The organism is Bradyrhizobium sp. SZCCHNGR1005 (assembly GCF_032489995.1).
Classification (GTDB): Bacteria; Pseudomonadota; Alphaproteobacteria; order Rhizobiales; family Xanthobacteraceae; genus Bradyrhizobium.
In genome coordinates, this window is sequence record NZ_JAUEZC010000003.1 from 651,877 (window position 1) to 670,993 (window position 19,117).

The 19,117-nt window shown below is 64.1% G+C and carries 21 protein-coding genes; 12 read left to right on the top strand and 9 right to left on the bottom strand.

Annotated features, from left to right (window positions below; translation table 11 throughout):
- Nucleotides 1–123 precede the first annotated feature (123 nt).
- Nucleotides 124–546 carry a hypothetical protein gene (locus tag QXZ85_RS15510; RefSeq protein WP_315704908.1) on the top strand — a complete coding sequence of 141 codons (423 nt, stop codon included), beginning with the start codon at nt 124–126 and terminating at the stop codon, nt 544–546.
- A 274-nt stretch (nt 547–820) separates the two neighbouring features.
- Here the strand turns inward: QXZ85_RS15510 and QXZ85_RS15515 are convergent, their stop codons facing one another.
- The 3 genes from QXZ85_RS15515 to QXZ85_RS15525 form a co-directional block, all read right to left on the bottom strand.
- Nucleotides 821–964 (bottom strand): hypothetical protein, encoded by a 144-nt coding sequence (locus QXZ85_RS15515; protein WP_315704909.1) that lies wholly within the window; start codon nt 962–964, stop codon nt 821–823.
- A 115-nt stretch (nt 965–1,079) separates the two neighbouring features.
- Nucleotides 1,080–1,559, bottom strand: coding sequence for a MaoC family dehydratase (locus QXZ85_RS15520; RefSeq protein WP_316174394.1), 480 nt, complete (start codon nt 1,557–1,559; stop codon nt 1,080–1,082).
- Nucleotides 1,559–2,014, bottom strand: a complete 456-nt coding sequence (locus QXZ85_RS15525) for a MaoC family dehydratase (protein WP_315704911.1) — start codon at nt 2,012–2,014, stop codon at nt 1,559–1,561. The genes QXZ85_RS15520 and QXZ85_RS15525 overlap by 1 nt, the downstream gene beginning before the upstream one ends.
- 297 nt (nt 2,015–2,311) lie before the next feature.
- Between QXZ85_RS15525 and QXZ85_RS15530 the strand changes: the two genes are divergently transcribed.
- The gene (locus QXZ85_RS15530; protein WP_315768465.1) at nt 2,312–2,605 is read left to right on the top strand and encodes a DUF4282 domain-containing protein; all 294 of its coding nucleotides are present in this window, start codon (nt 2,312–2,314) and stop codon (nt 2,603–2,605) included.
- Between the two features lie 6 nt (nt 2,606–2,611).
- Here QXZ85_RS15530 and ychF read toward each other — a convergent pair whose 3' ends face one another.
- From ychF to QXZ85_RS15550, 4 genes are all read right to left on the bottom strand, one after another.
- Complete coding sequence (gene ychF / locus QXZ85_RS15535; protein WP_315704913.1) at nt 2,612–3,709, bottom strand: redox-regulated ATPase YchF; 1,098 nt, start codon at nt 3,707–3,709, stop codon at nt 2,612–2,614.
- 33 nt (nt 3,710–3,742) lie between these two features.
- Nucleotides 3,743–4,348, bottom strand: coding sequence for an aminoacyl-tRNA hydrolase (gene pth, locus QXZ85_RS15540; RefSeq protein WP_315704914.1), 606 nt, complete (start codon nt 4,346–4,348; stop codon nt 3,743–3,745).
- 73 nt (nt 4,349–4,421) lie between these two features.
- Nucleotides 4,422–5,117 carry a 50S ribosomal protein L25/general stress protein Ctc gene (locus tag QXZ85_RS15545; protein ID WP_315704915.1) on the bottom strand — a complete coding sequence of 232 codons (696 nt, stop codon included), beginning with the start codon at nt 5,115–5,117 and terminating at the stop codon, nt 4,422–4,424.
- Between the two features lie 237 nt (nt 5,118–5,354).
- On the bottom strand, nt 5,355–5,633 hold the full coding sequence (locus QXZ85_RS15550; protein WP_315704916.1) for an accessory factor UbiK family protein: 279 nt from the start codon (nt 5,631–5,633) through the stop codon (nt 5,355–5,357).
- 292 nt (nt 5,634–5,925) lie between these two features.
- On the opposite strand from QXZ85_RS15550, the gene lgt reads away from it, so the two are divergent.
- The 5 genes from lgt (at nt 5,926) to QXZ85_RS15575 (ending at nt 10,562) form a co-directional block, all read left to right on the top strand.
- Nucleotides 5,926–6,777 (top strand): prolipoprotein diacylglyceryl transferase, encoded by an 852-nt coding sequence (lgt, locus tag QXZ85_RS15555; protein WP_315704917.1) that lies wholly within the window; start codon nt 5,926–5,928, stop codon nt 6,775–6,777.
- Entirely contained in the window at nt 6,774–7,883 is a 1,110-nt protein-coding gene (locus QXZ85_RS15560; protein ID WP_315704918.1) for a class I SAM-dependent methyltransferase, read from the top strand. The genes lgt and QXZ85_RS15560 overlap by 4 nt, the downstream gene beginning before the upstream one ends.
- A 15-nt stretch (nt 7,884–7,898) precedes the next feature.
- On the top strand, nt 7,899–8,666 hold the full coding sequence (gene pgeF / locus QXZ85_RS15565) for a peptidoglycan editing factor PgeF (protein ID WP_315768467.1): 768 nt from the start codon (nt 7,899–7,901) through the stop codon (nt 8,664–8,666).
- A 126-nt stretch (nt 8,667–8,792) separates the two neighbouring features.
- A complete protein-coding gene (locus QXZ85_RS15570; RefSeq protein ID WP_315704920.1) occupies nt 8,793–9,443 on the top strand; it encodes a hypothetical protein in 651 nt (216 codons plus the stop codon).
- Nucleotides 9,444–9,608: 165 nt separating this feature from the next.
- Nucleotides 9,609–10,562 (top strand): ribose-phosphate pyrophosphokinase, encoded by a 954-nt coding sequence (locus QXZ85_RS15575; protein WP_315704921.1) that lies wholly within the window; start codon nt 9,609–9,611, stop codon nt 10,560–10,562.
- Between the two features lie 808 nt (nt 10,563–11,370).
- Here QXZ85_RS15575 and QXZ85_RS15580 read toward each other — a convergent pair.
- Nucleotides 11,371–11,649: a hypothetical protein gene (locus QXZ85_RS15580; RefSeq protein WP_315769573.1), complete on the bottom strand. Its 279-nt coding sequence runs from the start codon at nt 11,647–11,649 to the stop codon at nt 11,371–11,373.
- 162 nt (nt 11,650–11,811) lie between these two features.
- On the opposite strand from QXZ85_RS15580, the gene QXZ85_RS15585 reads away from it, so the two are divergent.
- The 5 genes from QXZ85_RS15585 (at nt 11,812) to QXZ85_RS15605 (ending at nt 17,637) form a co-directional block, all read left to right on the top strand.
- Nucleotides 11,812–13,044: a benzoate/H(+) symporter BenE family transporter gene (locus tag QXZ85_RS15585; protein WP_316174398.1), complete on the top strand. Its 1,233-nt coding sequence runs from the start codon at nt 11,812–11,814 to the stop codon at nt 13,042–13,044.
- 142 nt (nt 13,045–13,186) lie between these two features.
- Nucleotides 13,187–14,506, top strand: coding sequence for a sugar ABC transporter substrate-binding protein (locus QXZ85_RS15590; protein WP_315704923.1), 1,320 nt, complete (start codon nt 13,187–13,189; stop codon nt 14,504–14,506).
- The gene (locus QXZ85_RS15595; RefSeq protein ID WP_315704924.1) at nt 14,503–15,441 is read left to right on the top strand and encodes a sugar ABC transporter permease; all 939 of its coding nucleotides are present in this window, start codon (nt 14,503–14,505) and stop codon (nt 15,439–15,441) included. The genes QXZ85_RS15590 and QXZ85_RS15595 overlap by 4 nt, the downstream gene beginning before the upstream one ends.
- Nucleotides 15,438–16,262 (top strand): carbohydrate ABC transporter permease, encoded by an 825-nt coding sequence (locus tag QXZ85_RS15600; protein WP_315704925.1) that lies wholly within the window; start codon nt 15,438–15,440, stop codon nt 16,260–16,262. Before QXZ85_RS15595 ends, QXZ85_RS15600 begins: the two co-directional genes overlap by 4 nt.
- Before the next feature lie 280 nt (nt 16,263–16,542).
- Complete coding sequence (locus QXZ85_RS15605; RefSeq protein ID WP_315704926.1) at nt 16,543–17,637, top strand: HWE histidine kinase domain-containing protein; 1,095 nt, start codon at nt 16,543–16,545, stop codon at nt 17,635–17,637.
- Between the two features lie 94 nt (nt 17,638–17,731).
- On the opposite strand, the gene QXZ85_RS15610 is transcribed toward QXZ85_RS15605, so the two are convergent.
- Nucleotides 17,732–19,093: an MFS transporter gene (locus tag QXZ85_RS15610; RefSeq protein ID WP_316174400.1), complete on the bottom strand. Its 1,362-nt coding sequence runs from the start codon at nt 19,091–19,093 to the stop codon at nt 17,732–17,734.
- Between the last annotated feature and the right edge of the window lie 24 nt (nt 19,094–19,117).

Consider the following 19,117-nt stretch of genomic DNA (forward strand, 5'->3'; position numbering starts at 1 on the left):
TCGTCGAACCATTGCCGCATCTTGGCCGCGATGTGGCCCAATTTCGCCGCAACTGATAGATCCACGTCACTTTCGTCGTGCGGGGACACCGCGCTCGCGTAACGCGCAACAGGGATTTAGCCGATGAACGCTATTCGTCCGGACAAGGTCGAAGGAACTGAAACCGAGCTGAGCGCCGATCTCGCGGCGGTCTCCGAAGTCGAAGCCGGCATCCGCGATTTCGTGCGTAACGACATCGCTTATTTGCGCCGGCCGGGACCTGCGAACGGCGCCGATCCCGCGCTGGTGGACGTCAGCACAGACGCCGCCGTCAACAACGTCAACTCGCTGATCCAGCGCGTCGCCGGCACCTCGCTGTCGGAGATCGAGCACCTGATCTCGGAGCTGGAAAGCCTGCGCGACGTGCTGCACGCCGAAGGCCAGCGGGTCCAGCGCGAGATCGCCAGCTATGCCCAGCTGAGCCAGGCCGCGATGAAGTCGACCCGCATCATCGCCGAAAGCGTCACGCAGTGGAAGCGCGCCGCGGACGGCCTGCGCAACGGCTGACGCGGAACGGCAGAAACCAACGAACCGCCATCCCACCGGACCGCCGCGCGAGCGCCCTCGTGCGGCGGTCTTGGTTTATGTCCCGGGGGGGCCGCAAGCTGGATCGCGCGGCCGCGACCAAGAACCAGCACGTTGTCGGACGTCGTCGATCGCAGTTGCGGTGTTCGCCGGAGCTGGAGCTGGAGCCGCTGATGCACGTCAACCGGGCTTCGGAGCGCTTGGACGCGGTGCCGGCGGGCGGTCATCGCCGCACGTGGTTAACGAAGCCTTAAAGTTATTGACCGTCGACTGCGGTCGTCTCGAGCGTGTAGGACCCGTCGGCATAGCCCTTCACGACCATGCCAGTTGCGAGCATCACTGCCAGCATCACGCTCGCGAAGATGAAGCCAAGAAGTTTCAGGCCGCCGCGATCTGCCATGATCGTCCCTTACCACGCTTGTACCAAGTGGCTGTCTTATAGAGTCGCGGTTCAAAATGCGTTAGCGCGAAATTGGTTCCGGCCAGACAATCCTAATCGCCGTGACCTTTTCGCCTCAACCTCTGTTCCGTCGCGGGACGAAGCCCGACGCAAGGAACGAGAACACAAGTTCGCTGCGTTGATTTGTACCGACATTGCGCGCCTGCAAAATTCCCCATTCCGGGCGCGAGGTGGACAGGCGCAAGGATTCGATCTCGCTAGTAAAGCTTATAACATCGCCAGCCAGGACCGGCTTGATCCAGCGCAATTCTCGGAAGCCCGGTGACGGTCCGCCGACGGCGACCGGCTCTCCGCGAGCGCGCGCGAGCTCCGCAAGACGCTGATTGTCGACCACGAGGAGCTTCATGCAGACCGAGGCGACATGCCAGCCGGATGCAGCAAGCCCGCCGAACAGCGAGTTGCGTCCCTCCTCTTCATCAAGATGGAACCGCTGCGGATCGAATTGCGACGCAAACCGCTTGATGTCCTCGGCGGTGAAAGTGAACGAGCCGAATTCGCGCCGTTGGCCAACTTCGAGATCTTCGAAAAACCGCATCAGGCGACCTGCTCTTTGCGCCGCTCGACGATGATCGGCGAGACCATCTCGCCGAGCTTCTCTCGGACCGCGTTCCGCACCACGCATTTGAAAGTGACGATCCCGGTGGTCGGACGGCTGCGCGACACCCGTGCTTCCAAGACCTCGACATCGAGCATCAAATCGTCGCCGGGGCGCAGCGGCGACATCCAACGCATTTCGTTGACCCCGGGCGAGCCGAGTGACGCAGTGCGGCCAATGAAGCCGTCGAACATCATTCGCATCGTCAGCGAGCAAAGATGCCAGCCGGATCCGGAAAGCCCCTGGAGCATGGAGGCGCGGGCCGCCTCCTCATCGAGATGCATCGGCTGCGGATCGAATTCGGTCGCGAAGGCGATGATCTCCTCGCGTGTCACGTGCCGCGGGCCAAAGCTGCCAAAATGGCCCAGCGGAAAATCTTCAAAGGTGAGTGTCATGGACTGATCAATGGCTGAAAGAAGCCCGATTGTGGCCGTACTTTGCAGCAATCACAACCCGCCCACCCGCATGGCTCATAATCCATCCGACCGAAACCCGTCACTGCCGCTCTCAGCGGCCTCCATTTCGGCGAGACTTGGACAAATGAGGCTTACAAGTGAGACTTGGACAAGTGAGAGTCGGACAAGTGAGAGTCGGCCAAAAGAGGCTTGGACCAAAGAGACTTGGACAAATGCATGGGGCGGGCATTAGGACCAGATCCTGCTCGCACATTCGACTTAGCTGGGGAGTTTAGGATGTTCGAATTTCGCGATTTGTTTCAGTGGGACCGGTTCATTACGCCGGCAATCATCAAGACGTTCTACTGGCTCGTGATTGCGCTCGTCTTCCTGTTCGGGATATCCGGAATCTTCTCCGGGCTCGCGGCGATGGCGATCAGCCCGTTCGGCGGCTTCCTGATGCTGTTGTCCTCGATTGCCGGCGTCATCGTCGGCATCGTGTTCTCGCGCATCGTTGCCGAATTCGTCCTGATCGTGTTCCGCATCAACGAGCATCTCGGCGCGATCCGCGAACAGGGCCGGATGCACTGACGGTGTTTACGTGTTGAAACGGAAGTGCATCACGTCGCCGTCGGCGACGACATAATCCTTGCCTTCCAAACGCAGCTTGCCGGCGTCGCGTGCGCCGGCCTCGCCGCCGAGCGCCACGTAATCGGCATAAGCGATGGTTTCGGCGCGGATGAATCCCTTTTCAAAATCGGTGTGGATCACGCCTGCCGCCGCCGGCGCCTTGGTGCCGCGATGGATGGTCCAGGCGCGCGTTTCCTTCGGTCCGACGGTAAAATAGGTGATGAGATCGAGCAGCTGATAGCCGGCCCGGATCAGCCGATCGAGGCCGGCCTCCTCGAGACCAAGCGTCTCCAGGAATTCCGTCCGCTCCTCGCGCGATAATGTCGCAATCTCGGATTCGATCTTGGCCGAGATCACGACAGCGACGGCCCCTTCCTTCTGAGCCTGCTCGAACACCTGGCGCGAGAAATTGTTGCCGTCCTTGGCCGACCCCTCTTCAACGTTGCAGACATAGAGGACTGGTTTGGAGGTCAGCAGACCCAGCATGCCGAAGGCACGCTCCTCCTCGGGCTTGCGTTCCAAAAGCCGCGCCGGCTTGCCGGCACGCAGCAGTTCGAGCGCACGGATCACGAGCTCGTACTGCTCCTTGGCGTCCTTGTCGTTGCCCTTGGCCTTCTTGGAGAGATTGTCGACCCGCTTCTCGAGGCTGTCGAGATCTGACAGCATCAGCTCGGTCTCGATGGTCTCGATATCGGCGAGCGGCGCGATCTTGCCCTCGACATGAGTGATATCGGAATCCTCGAAGCAGCGCACGACATGCGCGATCGCATCGACCTCGCGGATGTTGGCGAGAAACTGGTTGCCGAGACCTTCCCCCTTCGAGGCGCCGCGCACGAGGCCCGCAATGTCGACAAAGGTCAGCCGGGTCGGAATGATCTGCGCCGACTTGGCAGCCGCCGCAAGCTTCTCCAGCCTGGGATCGGGAACGGCGACCTCGCCGACATTGGGCTCGATCGTGCAAAATGGGTAGTTGGCCGCCTGAGCCGCAGCAGTCTCAGTCAGCGCGTTGAACAGCGTGGATTTGCCGACGTTCGGCAGCCCGACGATTCCGCATTTGAATCCCATGATCCGTCCCGAATTCCGCTGGCCCGCCGCGCATCAAGCTGCGCCGGCATCGCCCTTGTCCAAAAATCCCTTGGCCTGCAGCACCAGGTGCACCTTGTTCGCGAAGGTGGAATCGCGCTTGCCGGTCAACAGCCCCGCATTGTCGGCCACCGCGTCGCAGAGGGCTTCGACCCATGGCATCTCGGCCTTGGCGAAATCCGACAGCACATGCCCGTGCACCAATTCCTTGACGCCGGGATGACCGATCCCGAGTCGCACCCGACGATAATCGTTGCCGATATGCGCCGAGATCGAGCGCAATCCATTATGGCCGGCAATTCCGCCGCCGACCTTGACGCGCAGCTTGCCGGGCGGCAGCTCAAGCTCGTCCTGGAACACGGTGACCTCGCCGGCGCCGAGCTTGAAGAAGTTCAGCGCTTCCTGCACGGAGCGGCCGGACTCGTTCATGTAGGTCGTCGGCTTCAAAAGGATCACCCGCTCGCTATCGAGCGAGCCTTCCGACGTCTCGCCTTGAAAACGCCGGCGCCACGGCGAGAAACCATGGCGGCGTGCGATCGCATCGACCGCCATGAAGCCGATATTGTGCCGGTTGCGCGCATACTTCGCGCCGGGATTGCCGAGGCCGACAAACAGCAACATGACGCGGCATCCGCGCTCCGAGCCGGTGTTCTGAAGCTCGCGGGCCTACCCGCGAGCTTCAGAAGCACGCAGCTTACTTCTTCTTGTCGCCGCCGGCGGGCGCCTTGGCGGCAGCAGCCGGAGCCTTAGCCGCGGCAGCCGGGGCGGCAGCGGCCGGAGCTGCGGCACCTGCAGCCGGAGCGGCACCCGCCTTCTGCTCTTCGCCATAACCGGACGGCGGCACGATGGTCACGAGCGTCGCGTCCTCGCGCAGCGGCTTGACACCGGTCGGCAGCTTGACGTCCGACATATGCAGCGAATTGTTGATCTCGAGCGCGCCGACATCGGCTTCGATGAACTGCGGGATGTTCTCCGCAAGACATTCCAGCTCGAGCGTATGGGTGACGATGTTCACCGTGCCACCGCGCTTCACGCCCGGGGCGGTTTCCGCGTTGACGACGTGCAGCGGCACGCTGACGCGAATGGTTGCGCCCTGCCCGAGCCGCATGAAGTCGACGTGGATCGGGAAATCCCTGACCGGATCGAGGTGGAAGTCGCGCGGGATCACGCGGTGCTTCTTGCCGTCCAGGCTGACGTCGAAAATGGTGGTCAAGAACCGACCGGCGGCGATGCGCTGGCGCAGTTCACGGTCGTCGACCGAGATCGGCAGCGGGGGCTGGTTGTCTCCATAAATCACTCCGGGCACTCTCCCGGCGCGACGCTCTGCCCGTGCGGCCCCCTTGCCGACTGACGGACGGGCGGTCGCCTTCAGTTCTCTGACGGTCGCCATTGTGGTAAGTCCTTGTTTTAAAAAAGTTAAAGGCCGCAACGCGGCCCGTTCTCGGATCCAACGGCAAGCCTCCAGGGGTGCGGGGGCCGCGGACACGGCGGCGTTCTAGCCGCAAAGCGGCAAAATGACAAGGAAATGAAAGGATTTTCTTGCGGCCTCCTTCCCTTTCCAGCCCGGCGGTTCGCGCCTATCCCTGCCGGGCGGCCGACGAATCCCGCCCGCCCACCGGCCGCGTCTTCAGGCCCCCGACGCCGGCCCCGGCTGGCCGCCCCCGAGCTTGCCTTCCAGCGCGGCGATGCGCGCCTTCAGCACCTCGTTCTCCTCGCGGGCCAGACGTGCCATCTCCTTGACGGCCTCGAACTCCTCGCGCTTGACGATGTCGAGGTCGTTCAGGATCTTTTCCGCCTGGTTGCGGACCAGGGAATCGACTTCGCGCTTCATGCCTTGCGCTGCGCCCGCGGCATCGTTCATCAAGCGACCGAGTTCGTCGAAAAACCGATTGGTGGTCTGGGTCATGCAAAACTCCGCTTCGCGCTCAGGTTCGGCCTTAAAACTTGGCCTTTAGGTTCGCCTTGGGCTCGATCACACAATGGCGATCCGGACGGCTCCGTTCAAGCCGAACCTCGCCTTGTCATGCACCAGTTTCCTTGTCATCGTAGTTGAAGTCATGACATGTCCCGGGTATCGCACGGTGCAATCGTCCCATTAAGCGGGTGCGCTTTAAGAAGTACATCTGGCGGGCCTCGCGAGGGCCGGTGGTGTCCCGCAGATCCCAGATGAGGGATGCCGTGTCCACGAAAGCCTCTGCATGACCCCTCTCCTCATCGACTTTCCGGTGTTCGATCCGGTGGCCATTGCGATCGGGCCGTTCGCGATCCGCTGGTACGCGCTCGCCTATATCAGCGGCATCGTCATCGGCTGGCTCTACGCGCGCTCGCTGCTGAAGAATGAGCGGCTGTGGGGTGGTCCCGCGCCGATCTCGCTTCTGCAGCTCGACGACTTCATCCTCTGGGTCACGCTCGGCATCATCCTCGGCGGCCGCACCGGATACGTGCTGTTCTACAACCTGCCCTTCTTCGTGCAGCACCCGCTGGAGATCTTCGAACTGTGGAAGGGCGGCATGTCGTTCCACGGCGGCTTCATGGGCTGCGTCATTGCCGTCATCTGGTTCTGCCGCCGCAACGGACTGCCGATCCTCTCGCTCGGCGATATCACCACCGCAGTCGGGCCGATCGGCTTGTTCCTGGGCCGTATCGCCAATTTCATCAACGGCGAATTGTGGGGCCGTTCCGCCGACCCCAGCCTGCCCTGGGCGATGATCTTCCCGAGCGGCGGCCCGGTGCCGCGACATCCCAGCCAGCTTTATGAGGCCGGCCTCGAGGGAATCGTGCTGTTCATCGTGCTGGCGATCCTGGTTCGCTTTGGTGCTTTGAAACGACCCGGCCTGATCCTCGGCAGCTTCATCCTGCTCTATGGGATCGCCCGCATCACCGGCGAGCATTTTCGCGAACCTGATCCGCAGCTCGGCTTTCTCTGGGGCGGCCTCACGATGGGCATGCTGCTGTCGGTCCCGATGTTGATCATCGGCGCGATCCTCATCCTGAGAGCGCTGCGCAAGCCCCAACATCAGCCAGCCCCATCCGTGCAGGCCCAGCCGTGATCGAACTGTCCCCGCTCCACACCGAGATCAAGCGGCTGATCAAGGCATCCGGCCCGATGCCGGTCTGGCGCTACATGGAGCTGTGTCTGCTGCATCCGCAGCATGGCTATTATATCTCGCGCGATCCGTTGGGTCGCGAGGGCGACTTCACCACCGCGCCGGAAGTCAGCCAGATGTTCGGCGAGCTGTTGGGCTTGTGGGCCGCCTCGGTCTGGAAAGCGGTCGGCTCGCCGCAGCAATTCCATCTGATCGAACTCGGGCCCGGACGCGGCACCATGATGTCGGACGCGCTCCGCGCGCTGCGCGTGCTGCCGCCATTGTATCAGACGCTCTCCGTGCACATGATCGAAGTCAATCCGGTGCTGCGGGAAAAGCAGCAGGCGATGCTGACGGGCATGCGCGACGTCACTTGGCATGAGCGCTTCGACGAGGTGCCGGAAGGCCCTTGCGTCATCTTCGCCAACGAATATTTCGACGTGCTGCCGATCCATCAGATGGTGCGACGCGAGACCGGCTGGCACGAACGCGTCATCGAGCTCGATGACGACGAGAACTTCACCTATGGCGTCGCCGCCGAGCCGACGCCCGGCTTCGAGGCGCTGCTGCCGCCCTTGGTCCGCGCCGCGCCCCTCGGCGCCATCTTCGAGTGGCGGCCCGACACGGACATCATGGCGCTCGCCAAGCACGTGCGCGATCAGCGCGGCGCCGCGCTGATCATCGACTACGGCCATACCCGCAGCGAGGTCGGCGACACCTTCCAGGCGATCGCCCGTCACAGCTTCGCCGATCCGTTGAAAGCACCTGGCCTCGCCGATATTACCGCCCATGTCGATTTCGACGCCCTGGGCCGCGCCGCCGACGCGGTCGGCGCGCGCGTCCATGGACCCGTGACCCAGGGTGAATTCCTGCAGCGGCTCGGCATCGAGACACGTGCACTCACCTTGATGCAGAAGGCCTCGCTTGAAGTGGCCGAGGACATCGCCAGCGGGCTGAAACGCCTGATCGGCGGCGGCCGCGGCGGCATGGGGGCCCTGTTCAAGGTCTTGGCCGTCTCCGACCCCGGTATCCCCGTGTTGCCGGCGCTCAGCGACGACAACGGGAACTGACAAAGCGGGAGCGTGATGATGCTGGCATCGGACCTGATCTCCGCCGTTCCCGGATTGCGGCACGCCTTCTTCACCCGCGAGGGCGGCGTTTCCGCCGGGATCTATGCCGGATTGAACGGCGGCCTCGGCTCGAACGACCTGCCGGACAATGTCCGCGAGAACCGCCGTCGCATGGCGGCGCATCTCGGCGCAACGCCGGAGAACTTCTTGAGCGTGCACCAGATCCACTCGCCCGACGTCGTGGTCGCCACCGGACCATGGGACGGACCGGCGCGGCCGAAGGCCGATGCCATCGTGACTCAGATTGAGAAGTTGGCGATCGGCGTCACCACGGCCGATTGCGGTCCCGTGCTGTTCGTCGACCCGCACAAGCGCGTGATCGGCGCGGCTCATGCCGGCTGGAAGGGAGCCCTCACCGGCGTTCTCGAAGCCACCATCGGTGCCATGGAGATGCTCGGCGCCGAACGCGGGCAGATCATTGCCGCGATCGGCCCGATGATCCGTCAGCCGAGTTATGAAGTGGGCGCCGAATTCGTCGAACGTTTCCTCGACGCCGATGCGGAGCACGCGATGTTCTTCCTGCCCTCTACACGCGAGGGACATGCGATGTTCGATCTCGCCGGCTTCATCCGCACGCGACTGGAAAAGGCCGGCGTGCTCATGATCGACGATCTCGGTCACGATACTTACGCCGACGACCGCTTCTTCAGTTACCGCCGTTCGGTGCACCGCAAGGAGCCGGATTATGGCCGCCATGTGCACGCGATCATGCTGGAAGGCTGAAGCTGGCCCAAACTGTGACATCACTTTGTTTGCTTAACTATTTCTGAACAATCAGCTGCATTCTGTCCCGCTCTGTGTCACCGGCGACCTAGACGTTAATCGATTTTAACGATATCGCTCCAATCGATGAGGGGAGCGTCAATACTACTTCACCGACTCGGCCGGACTCCGCGGCACGCTTGCGTTGCAGCGATGCTGATGGTGTGCGCCTGTGCGCTCGCTGGCTGCGCGAGCAACAACAGCGCGAGCAATTCCTACGCGATGGCGACATCGACGGTTCCGAGCGATGGCGCGACCATCGCGTTCGATCAGATCGACGGTCCGCCGCCGCAGGTCTTCGACCGGATGGTGAATGTGCTCGACAGCGAGTCGAAACTCCGCAGCCTCGCCATCGTGTCGCGCGAGGCACCCGCCGCCTACCGCGTGCGCAGCTATCTCTCCGCGCAGGTGGTCAGCGGCAAGAGCGTGGTCGCCTGGGTATGGGACGTCTACGATCGCAATCAGCAACGTACGCTGCGGCTGTCGGGCGAAGAGCCGACAGGCCGTGCGGGACGAGATGCGACGCGTGATCCGTGGGGTGCGGCGGACGATCTCGTCCTGCGCAAGATCGCGCAAGCCGGCTTCAGCGGGCTCACCAGCATGCTCAATGGAACGGCGCCGGCCGACAATCCACCGCAGCCTGCTCCCGCATCGCAGGGCCCTGCAGTCGCGACGGCGGCTCCGGCCGACTCGGCCGAGAGCACCAATGTCGCGGCCCTCGGCTACACCGATCATTAGCCGGGGCGATCGAATTCGTGGCCATTTTTGGTCGGAAAAACGCCTCCCGCGGGTTGCCAGCCGCGCTATGTCCTTGATATCACCTCGCGCGTCCAACATTGCCGGTTCCACGGGTAGCCCGATATGCTGAATATTGTCTCCAGCAAAGCGCGAGGAGAAATCTCGATGTCGGCCAAGAACGGCTCCATCAAACTGGTCGCCGGCAATTCCAATCCAGCATTGGCGAGCGCAATCGCGGCCGAACTCGACTTGCCGCTCACAAAGGCTGTGGTCCGGCGCTTCGCCGACATGGAGATCTTCGTCGAGATCCAGGAAAACGTCCGCGGTTCCGACGTCTTCATCCTGCAGTCGACGTCCTATCCGGCGAACGATCATCTGATGGAACTCCTGATCATCACCGACGCGCTGCGCCGTGCCTCGGCGCGCCGCATTACCGCGGTGGTGCCCTATTTCGGCTATGCGCGGCAGGATCGTAAATCCAGCTCGCGCACGCCGATCTCGGCCAAACTCGTCGCCAATTTGATTACGCATGCCGGTGCCGACCGCGTCATGACGCTCGACCTGCATGCCCTCCAGATCCAGGGCTTCTTCGACATTCCGGCCGACAATCTCTATGCCTCGCCGGTGATGGTGCGCGACATCAAGGAGCGCTTTGATCTCGCCAAGGTGATGGTGGTGTCGCCCGACGTCGGCGGCGTGGTGCGCGCGCGCGGCCTTGCCAAGCGCATCAACACCCCGCTTGCAATCATCGACAAGCGGCGCGAGCGCGCAGGCGAGTCCGAGGTCATGAACGTGATCGGCGACGTCGCCGGCTTCACCTGCATCCTGGTCGACGACATCGTCGATTCCGGCGGTACCCTGGTGAACGCGGCTGACGCGTTGCTCGCCAACGGCGCCAAGGAGGTCTACGCTTATATCACCCATGGCGTGCTCTCGGGCGGCGCGGTCAGCCGCATCACCTCGTCGCGGCTGAAGGAGCTCGTCATCACCGACTCCATCATGCCGACCGAAGCGGTCCGCAATGCACCGAACATCCGCGCCCTGCCGATCGCGCCGCTGATTGCCGAAGCCATCGGCCGCACCGCGGCGGAAGAGTCGGTATCGAGCCTGTTCGACTGACGCTGTTTTCCTAACAGGGTCCCGCGTCCTCCTCGGACCATTCTCCTCGCGCGCAAGCCTCTCGATTTGGCCGCCCCTCCCCTGGAGGGTGAGGGGCGCCTCACGAGGAGCGCAGCGAAACGTAAGGCAGGGTGGGGTGATGTCTCCACGTCCGGCCCGACAATCACGATCAGCATTTCAGACGAACTTCCACGATCTCGCGGCGCGTTTCGCGTCCGAGCTTTGCTCACAGCGTCACCCTCATAAGGTGGAGGGTGCAGGGAAGGCCGGGCGCTGGCCGCGCCCGTGGCCCGCCTGCGGCAAAAAAATGCAGGCGGCAGGTACCACAGGTCTGGCCGAAAACACCCGGCCTTCCCTGCGCGATGGTTTTGACGGCTGCTTCGCGTTCTCCCCGGTGCGCCGGGCTTGTTGGCCACCGTTGCCTGCGCGACGCGCGAGCGTCGTCGCAAACGTGACACCAGCATCGGGGTGCCAGGACCGCGCGACTTGACCGTGCGTGCCGGGTTGTTCGTCGGCGCAAATGACTCACGCTGCAACCCGAACCCGCCCACCGCATCCCGCTGCCGACGTCCGTGACGACCGCGATACGTCCCCTTCCGACGCAACGGAACGGCCGCGACCATAATGCTGATTTGCCGAAATCGCCAAGCGATTTCTTTCTTCCAGAAGGGCTGGACAGGATTTCGCGAAGCGACCTGGTTTGCCCGCCGGGCAGAGATCGTCTGCTAAGTTCGACCGTGTTGCGCGAGAGCCTCTTCACGCAGGCATGCACCAAAGAAGGCGCGGAGACGTTTCCTCATGAACCAACTCATGGGGTTCGAACCCATGGCGACGCGCCATCCGTCCGCTCGGCTTTGCACCCTGCAGGCAGGTCCGAAATGTCATGCAAACTCGGATCGAACTGGAGCAACCCGCCGACATGAACGAAATGACCGTCTGCAGCGCTGTAATGATCATTCTCGCCGCACATGAATTGCCAGCCGTCGGATTCATGCAAAGCATATCGAATACGACGCTCGCGACGGAACACGTGGCCGCAGCAAATGACGCCAAGCCGCGGATTGGAAAAACCCGAGGACATCTTCATCGGTTCGCAGTGAAGCTCACTCTTGCTCCCCGTCACTCCTCGAAATGACGATCGCCAAGCGCGGGCGTCTGCACCGCGGCTTGCACACCCACTTAGGTTGGTTCACAACATCCCACGATCTGCCCCGGACAACAATAAGAACACCGCGAGAGCCCTGCCCTCATGTTCAGCGCTATCGAACGCCCCGCGGGACCACTGCCCGGCCTCGGCCGGATCGCCGATGATTTCGGCCCGCTCTACGCCTCGCATGGCTTCATCGGCTGGTTGTTCGCCATCACCGGGCCGGTCGCCATCATCCTGTCCGTCGGCGCCAATGGCGGTCTGTCGCAAGCGGAGATCGCATCCTGGATCTTCGGCGTGTTCTTCGTCAACGGGCTGATCACCCTTGTCCTGTCGTGGCTGCATCGGGAGCCGCTGGTGCTGTTCTGGACCATTCCCGGCACGGTGCTGGTCGGTCAGTCGCTGACGCATCTCACCTTCCCGCAGGTCGTGGGCGCATTCTACGGAACCGCGCTGTTGATGCTGGTCCTGGGGCTGACCGGCTGGGTCAAGCGCGCGATGCAGCTGGTGCCGATGCCGATCGTGATGGGCATGGTCGCCGGCGTGTTCCTGCGCTTCGGCCTCGATCTCGTCCGTGCCGTCTTCACTGATGTCGCCATCGCCGGCCCGATGATCGTGGTCTGGCTCGTCCTGAGCGCGCTGCCCGCGCTCGGCCGCCGCTGCCCGCCGATCATCGGCGCGCTCGTCGTCGGCACGCTGGCCGCCCTGCTGCTCGGGACATACGATCAGGGCGCAGCGCTGCGGATCGAGCTGATCACGCCGGTGATCCAGGTACCGTCCTGGTCACTTGCCGCCATGATCGAGCTGATCGTGCCGCTCGCGGTCACCGTGCTCGTGGTGCAGAACGGCCAGGGCTTTGCGGTGTTGACGGCCGCGGGTCACACGCCACCGGTCAATCTCGTCACCGTCGCCTGCGGCCTCGGCTCGGCGCTCGCTGCCGTGGTCGGAGGTGTCTCCACCTGCCTGACTGGGCCGACCAATGCGATCGTCGTCTCTGGCGGCGAGCGCAAGCGTCACTACACAGCGGCGATGTTCGTCGGCCTGCTCGCACTCGGCTTCGGCCTGCTGGCGCCGACCTTCACCCGCCTGCTGCTGATCGCGCCGAAATCCCTGGTCACCGCGCTCGCGGGGCTCGCCATGCTGCGCGTGCTGCAGACGGCGTTCGTGACCGCGTTCAAGGCCCGCTTCTCGCTGGGTGCGCTGATCGCCTTCCTGGTCACGGTCGCGGACGTGCCGCTGCTGAATATTGGTGCCGCATTCTGGGGTCTCGTCGCCGGGTTCGCGCTCTCGTGGTTGCTGGAACGGGCCGACTTCGCGGCTGAAGCGCAGAGCTGAGCCATCCGTTTTCCTCACGGCCGGCTTCGCCGCATCACGCTCAACCGTTGCATCCCCAAACTCGCAGGCAAGGCGCAGTTGCAGCGCCGCTGGATCGCGCTACACTTCCCTGCCAAACAAGAAACATCCTGGGGAGGACACCATGACAGCGATCACGCGCCGCAACATGCTTGCGGGCACGGCAACGGCGGGCGCATTGGCGCTGACCGGCCGGTCGGCCTGGGCCGAGCCGCAGTGGAAGAAATACGCCGGCACCCGACTCGAGGCGATGCTGATCAAGGGGCCGCGTGGCGACAATGTGCAGAAGTACCTCAAGGAATTCACCGCACTGACCGGCATCGAGGTCGAGTCCGAGCAGATTCCCGAGCAGCAGCAGCGCCAGAAGGTCGTCATCGAGCTCTCCTCCGGCAAGCCGAGCTTCGACGTCGTTCACTTGAGCTATCACGTGCAGAAGCGGCAGTTCGAGAAGGCCGGATGGCTGGCCGACATCACCGACTACATGAAGGACCCGAACCTCACCGCGCCGGATCTCGTCGAGAGCGATTTCTCAACAGCTGGATTGGCTTACGCCAAGAACGACAAGGGGCGGATGCTGTCGCTGCCGTGGTCGGTCGACTACTTCATCCTCTACTACAACAAGGAGCTGTTCGCGAAGAAGGGCGTCGCGGTGCCGAAGACACTCGACGAGATGGCCGAGACTGCCGAGAAGCTGACGGATGCCAAGAACGGCACCTTCGGCTTCGTCGGCCGCGGCCTTCGCAACGCCAACATGACCTTGTGGACGAATTTCTATCTCAACTATGGCGGCGAATTCCTCGACGACAAAGGCAACATCCTGAGCGACGGGCCGGAAGCCGTTGCAGCAACCAAGCTCTATCAGAGGCTGCTCACGACGAGCGCACCGCCTGGCGTCGCCGGCTTCAACTGGATGGAGTCGATGGCCTCCTTCACGCAAGGCCGCTCTGCGATGTGGATCGACGGCGTCGGCTGGGCGCCGCCGCTGGAAGACCCGAACGCCTCGCGCGTGGTCGGCAAGGTCGGCTACACCGTGGTGCCGGCAGGACCGAAGGGACAGTACTCCGCCACCTATGGCGATGGCATCGGCATCGCGGCAGCCAGCAAGAACAAGGAGGCGGCCTATCTGCTCTGCCAATGGATCGTCTCCAAGACGCAAGGCGCGCGGCTGCTGCAGGCTGGCGGCGGCGTGCCGTTCCGCAACTCCATCCTGAACGATGCCGAGGTGCAGAACGGCGTGAAGCTGCCGAAGGAATGGCTGCAGTCGGTGATCGACTCCGCCAAGATCTCGAAGCTCGGCCTGCCCGTCGTGATCCCGGTCGCCGAATATCGCGACATCGTCGGAGCCGCATTGACCGCAACCCTCTCCGGCGCCGATCCTGCGAGCGAATTGAAGAAGGCGCATGAGCAGTATCGCCCGATCCTGGAGCGCAGCGAGAAGGCGTGAGCACGGTCCTTGAACAGGCCTCCGGCATAGCAGAGCACGTCACCGTGCCGGAGCAGCAGTGGCGGCCGCCGTCCTATTGGCCGTTCGTGCTGCCGGCGCTCGTCGTCGTGCTGTCGGTGATCATCTTCCCCTGGCTGTTCACGATCTGGATGAGCTTCCAGGAATGGAAGGTTGGCTCGCCGACAATCTTCGTCGGCGCCGCCAATTACCTGCGGCTGCCGGCCGACCCGCGCTTCGTCGAGGCGGTCGGGCACACGCTGTCCTACACCGCGCTTTCGGTGTTGCTGCCGCTCGTCTTCGGCACCTTCGCGGCCGTGGTTTTCCACGCCAGGTTTCCGGGCCGGGGGCTGTTGCGGGCGCTGTTCATCATGCCGATGATGGCGACGCCGGTCGCGATCGCGCTGGTCTGGACCATGATGTTCCACCCCCAGCTCGGCGTGCTGAACTACCTGCTGTCGCTGGTCGGCCTGCCGCCGCAGCTCTGGGTGTTTCATCCGGCCACCGTGATCCCCTCGCTGGTGCTGGTGGAGACCTGGCAATGGACTCCGCTGGTGATGCTGATCGTGCTCGGCGGCATCGCCTCGCTGCCGACCGAGCCTTACGAAAGCGCGCAGATCGACGGCGCCAGCCCGTGGCAGATGTTCCGCTACATCACCCTGCCCCTGATCATGCCGTTCCTGTTCATCGCCGCGATGATCCGCTGCATCGACGCGGTGAAGAGCTTCGACATCATCTTCGCGATCACCCAAGGCGGCCCCGGCACCGCCTCGGAGACCATCAACCTCTATCTCTACAATGTCGCCTTCGCCTATTACGATCTCGGCTATGCCTCCGCCATCGCGGTCGTCTTCTTCGCGCTGATCGTCGCATTGACCGCGCTGCTCCTGCTGCTTCGGCGACGCGCGCAGTGGAACGCGCTCGGGAGTGAGGCATGAACGGGCGCGCGATCCTCGCTCGGATCGGATTGGCGCTGGCGGTCTTCGTGATCGTCTCGCCCGCGATCCTGTTCTTCCTCTGGATGCTGTCGCTGTCGGTGAAGTTCGAGATCGACAACGCGGCCTATCCGCCGGTCTTCATCCCTGAGCGGTTCGCCTGGAGCAACTATGCCGACGTGCTCGCCTCCAACCGCTTCCTGACCTATTTCGAGAACAGCGTGCTGGTCACCGGCGGCGCCACCTTGCTGGCGATGCTGGTCGGCGTGCCCGCGGGCTACGGCATCGCGCGGATGGCGGCGCACAAGTCCGCCATCGTGATCCTGATCGCACGCATCACGCCCGGCCTGTCCTACCTGATCCCGCTGTTTCTCCTGTTCCAATGGCTCGGCCTGCTCGGCACGCTGGTGCCGCAGATCATCATCCATCTCGTGGTCACCGTCCCGATCGTGATCTGGATCATGATCGGCTATTTCGAAACCACGCCGATCGAGCTGGAAGAGGCGGCAAGGATCGACGGCGCCACGCGGTGGCAGGTATTCCGTCATGTAGCGCTCCCGGTCGCCAAGCCCGGCTTGGCGGTCGCCTTCATCCTGTCCGTGATCTTCTCCTGGAACAACTTCGTGTTCGGCATCGTGCTGGCGGGGCGCGAGACGCGCACCTTGCCGGTCGCGGTCTACAACATGATCTCGTTCGACCAATTGAGCTGGGGCCCGCTCGCCGCCGCCGCGCTGATCGTGACCGCGCCCGTGCTGCTGCTCACCGTGTTCGCGCAGCGACAGATCGTGGCGGGGCTCACGGCGGGTGCCGTCAAGGGTGGCTGAGAACCACGTATACAGCATGCCAGCGTGAGCGCGCGAAAGAAGGTCGGAGCTGCCTTGGTCAGGCCATACTCTGCCTTTTGGTTGTTCCTCATGGAATCGAGTTTCGGCCCGCGCGCCTGACGTGCGGACACTCGCCTCGAAGGTTTCATCCTGTTTCCGTGCCGGCTTCGTTCGAGCCGAAGTAAACCGCGCCGCACGACCGTCCAATGCCGGATGGGGTATCCGGCTCGGTCCTCGTGCGGCATGTCCGCATCGGCTCAACCGCCCGACGAAGTCCAGCATGCCCCCCGATCGTGACTCTCCCGCGCCGGACCGACTGACCAGCCTGTCGCAGACGGACCTGCTCGACACTCCGCCCGAGCCGGGCTTCGATCGTGTCACGCGCCTCGCGACGCGGCTCTTGCAGGCGCCGGCCGCGATCATCGCGCTCGTCGATCGCGACAGGCAATTCTTCAAGAGCTCGATCGGCCTGTGCGAGCCGTGGAATTCGTTGCGGGAGACGCCACTGAATCACTCCTTCTGCCAGCACGTCGTGAGCACAGCAGCGCCGCTGGTCGTCACCGATGCGGGCCAGCATCCTCTGGTGAAGAACCATCTTGCCGTGCCTGTCCCCGGGGTGATCGCCTATCTGGGTGTTCCCTTGAAGCTGTCGGGAGGCGAGGTGATCGGCGCGCTCTACGTCATCGACCACGTCCCGCGTGCCTGGAGCGAGGATGACATCGCCCAGCTCACCGAACTCAGCGAGATCGTGATGGACGAGATCGCGTTGCGCGCCGAGAATGCGCGACGACGGACCGTCGAGCAACACCATCGCCTGCTGGTCCACGAGCTCAACCACCGCGTCAAGAACACGCTGGCCCTGGTCGACAGCATCATCGCTCTCAGCGTCCGCGCCGACGCGACGTTCGTGAATTTCGGCGAGGCGCTGCGCGGCCGCATCGCGGCGCTGACGCGCAGCCACGCGCTGGCGCTCGATCGCGGCCGTGAGGCGATCACGCTCGACGAGCTTGTGGAGGCCGAGCTGGCGCCGCTGCAATGCGAGCGCATCGCGGTCGACGGCCCTTTGGTGCAGCTTGCTCCGGGTATTGCGCTTTATCTCTCGATGGGACTGCATGAGCTCGTCACCAACGCGGTGAAGTATGGCGCACTCTCCAACGATGCCGGCGGCGTGACGCTGGGCTGGAGGCTCGACGGCGGCCGCCTCGAGCTGTCGTGGCAAGAGAGCGGCGGACCTCAGGTCACGCAGCCGGCCCGCAACGGTTTCGGCTCGCTGCTGTTCGAGCGCATTCTCGGCCCCGCGCTCGGCGGGGCGGTCACGCGCGACTTCGCCGCCGACGGGCTGAAGGTGAGGTTCGACCTGCCGCTCACGAGCTGACAGGCGAAGCGGCCGCAACATCGTGCCGCCTGTCAGCGCAATACGAGCCAATGCCGAGGCGCCTTCGCCGCTCATCCATTCAGCATCGACGACTTCAACTGCGCTGTCTGCGCTCCCCTTCGCCAGGCGGCGTAACACGCACCAGTGCGGCAGCCGCCACGGCTGCGATCAGCGCCGGGATCGCCGCCGCCGCGAACAACATGTCGACGCCGACCTTGGCGGCCAGCATCGCGCCGCCGACCAGCGGTCCGACGATCGAGCCGATGCGGCCGATGCCGAGCGCCCAGCCCATGCCGGTGGAGCGGATCGCGGTCGGATAATAGGTCGCCGTCAGCGCGTTGGCGGCGATCTGACCACCGACGATGCAGAAGCCGGCGGCGAAGATCGCGACCGTGACGAAGCCGGTCGAATGGCTGGTGAAGCCGATCGCCGCGACCGCCAGCGCCGCACAGAAATAGACGATCGCCAGCGCCTGGAAGGAAAAGCGGTCGATGACGCGGCCGAGCGTGAAGGTGCCGACCACGCCGCCGACCTGCAGCATGGCGCCGATCACCGCAGCAACTGAGACCGAGGTGCCGAGATCGTTGAGCACGGTCGGCAGCCAGTTCGACAACAGATAGAGATCGAGCAGGCTCATGAAGAAGACGACCCAGAGCAGCAGCGTCACCCGGCCGCGATGCTCAGCGAACAGATGCGCGAGCGGCAGACCCGGCAGTTTCGGCTCGCGCACGACGAAGTGGGCGTCGGGTGCGACCTCGACCGTCGGCGCGACCCGCCGCAACAGCGCAGCGACCTCGCGATCGCGGCCACCGACCAGCGTGAGATAGCGGATCGATTCCGGCAGCACGACGCCGAGGATCGGCGCCAGCACCAGCGGCACCAGCCCGCCGACCAGGAAGACCGAACGCCAGCCGAAGGCGGGAATCAGCGCAGCTGCGAGCAGGCCTCCGAGCGCAGCGCCGATCGAGAAGCCTGCGAACATCGTCATCACCATGGTGGCGCGGCGCCGGTGCGGGCTGAGCTCGGAGGTCAACGCCACCGCGTTCGGCATCGCGCCGCCAAGGCCAAGCCCGGTGAGGAAGCGCAGCGCGATCAGCCAGGTCGCATCCTGCGCCAGCATCGTCAGCAAGGTGCCGACACCGAATGCGGCGGTGCTCAGCACGATGATCCGCTTGCGCCCGATCCGGTCGGCGATCGTACCGAACAGCATGGCCCCGATCATGAGGCCGAACAGGCCGGCGCTGAACACCGGCCCGAGCGCGCCGCGCGTCAGCTTCCATTCCTGCGCCAGAGCCGGCGCGACATAGCCAATGGCCTGGGTGTCGAACCCATCGACGAACAGGACCGCCGCACAAATCAGGAGCACGCGGATCTGGAAGGGACCGACCGGCAAACGGTCGATGGTCTCCGGCACGTCGATAACAGCTGCCGCCCTCGCCCTGACGTCGAGATCCATCCGCGTCGTCCTTCCCCGTGGCCT

Excerpts from the sequence above, each read along its gene's own strand:
- QXZ85_RS15510 (WP_315704908.1), top strand. The coding sequence starts at position 124 with ATGAACGCTATTCGTCCGGACAAGGTCGAAGGAACTGAAACCGAGCTG.
- QXZ85_RS15515 (WP_315704909.1), bottom strand. The coding sequence starts at position 964 with ATGGCAGATCGCGGCGGCCTGAAACTTCTTGGCTTCATCTTCGCGAGC.
- QXZ85_RS15520 (WP_316174394.1), bottom strand. The coding sequence starts at position 1,559 with ATGCGGTTTTTCGAAGATCTCGAAGTTGGCCAACGGCGCGAATTCGGC.
- QXZ85_RS15525 (WP_315704911.1), bottom strand. The coding sequence starts at position 2,014 with ATGACACTCACCTTTGAAGATTTTCCGCTGGGCCATTTTGGCAGCTTT.
- QXZ85_RS15530 (WP_315768465.1), top strand. The coding sequence starts at position 2,312 with ATGTTCGAATTTCGCGATTTGTTTCAGTGGGACCGGTTCATTACGCCG.
- ychF (WP_315704913.1), bottom strand. The coding sequence starts at position 3,709 with ATGGGATTCAAATGCGGAATCGTCGGGCTGCCGAACGTCGGCAAATCC.
- pth (WP_315704914.1), bottom strand. The coding sequence starts at position 4,348 with ATGTTGCTGTTTGTCGGCCTCGGCAATCCCGGCGCGAAGTATGCGCGC.
- QXZ85_RS15545 (WP_315704915.1), bottom strand. The coding sequence starts at position 5,117 with ATGGCGACCGTCAGAGAACTGAAGGCGACCGCCCGTCCGTCAGTCGGC.
- QXZ85_RS15550 (WP_315704916.1), bottom strand. The coding sequence starts at position 5,633 with ATGACCCAGACCACCAATCGGTTTTTCGACGAACTCGGTCGCTTGATG.
- lgt (WP_315704917.1), top strand. The coding sequence starts at position 5,926 with ATGACCCCTCTCCTCATCGACTTTCCGGTGTTCGATCCGGTGGCCATT.
- pgeF (WP_315768467.1), top strand. The coding sequence starts at position 7,899 with ATGATGCTGGCATCGGACCTGATCTCCGCCGTTCCCGGATTGCGGCAC.
- QXZ85_RS15570 (WP_315704920.1), top strand. The coding sequence starts at position 8,793 with ATGAGGGGAGCGTCAATACTACTTCACCGACTCGGCCGGACTCCGCGG.
- QXZ85_RS15575 (WP_315704921.1), top strand. The coding sequence starts at position 9,609 with ATGTCGGCCAAGAACGGCTCCATCAAACTGGTCGCCGGCAATTCCAAT.
- QXZ85_RS15580 (WP_315769573.1), bottom strand. The coding sequence starts at position 11,649 with ATGAAGATGTCCTCGGGTTTTTCCAATCCGCGGCTTGGCGTCATTTGC.
- QXZ85_RS15585 (WP_316174398.1), top strand. The coding sequence starts at position 11,812 with ATGTTCAGCGCTATCGAACGCCCCGCGGGACCACTGCCCGGCCTCGGC.
- QXZ85_RS15590 (WP_315704923.1), top strand. The coding sequence starts at position 13,187 with ATGACAGCGATCACGCGCCGCAACATGCTTGCGGGCACGGCAACGGCG.
- QXZ85_RS15600 (WP_315704925.1), top strand. The coding sequence starts at position 15,438 with ATGAACGGGCGCGCGATCCTCGCTCGGATCGGATTGGCGCTGGCGGTC.
- QXZ85_RS15605 (WP_315704926.1), top strand. The coding sequence starts at position 16,543 with ATGCCCCCCGATCGTGACTCTCCCGCGCCGGACCGACTGACCAGCCTG.
- QXZ85_RS15610 (WP_316174400.1), bottom strand. The coding sequence starts at position 19,093 with ATGGATCTCGACGTCAGGGCGAGGGCGGCAGCTGTTATCGACGTGCCG.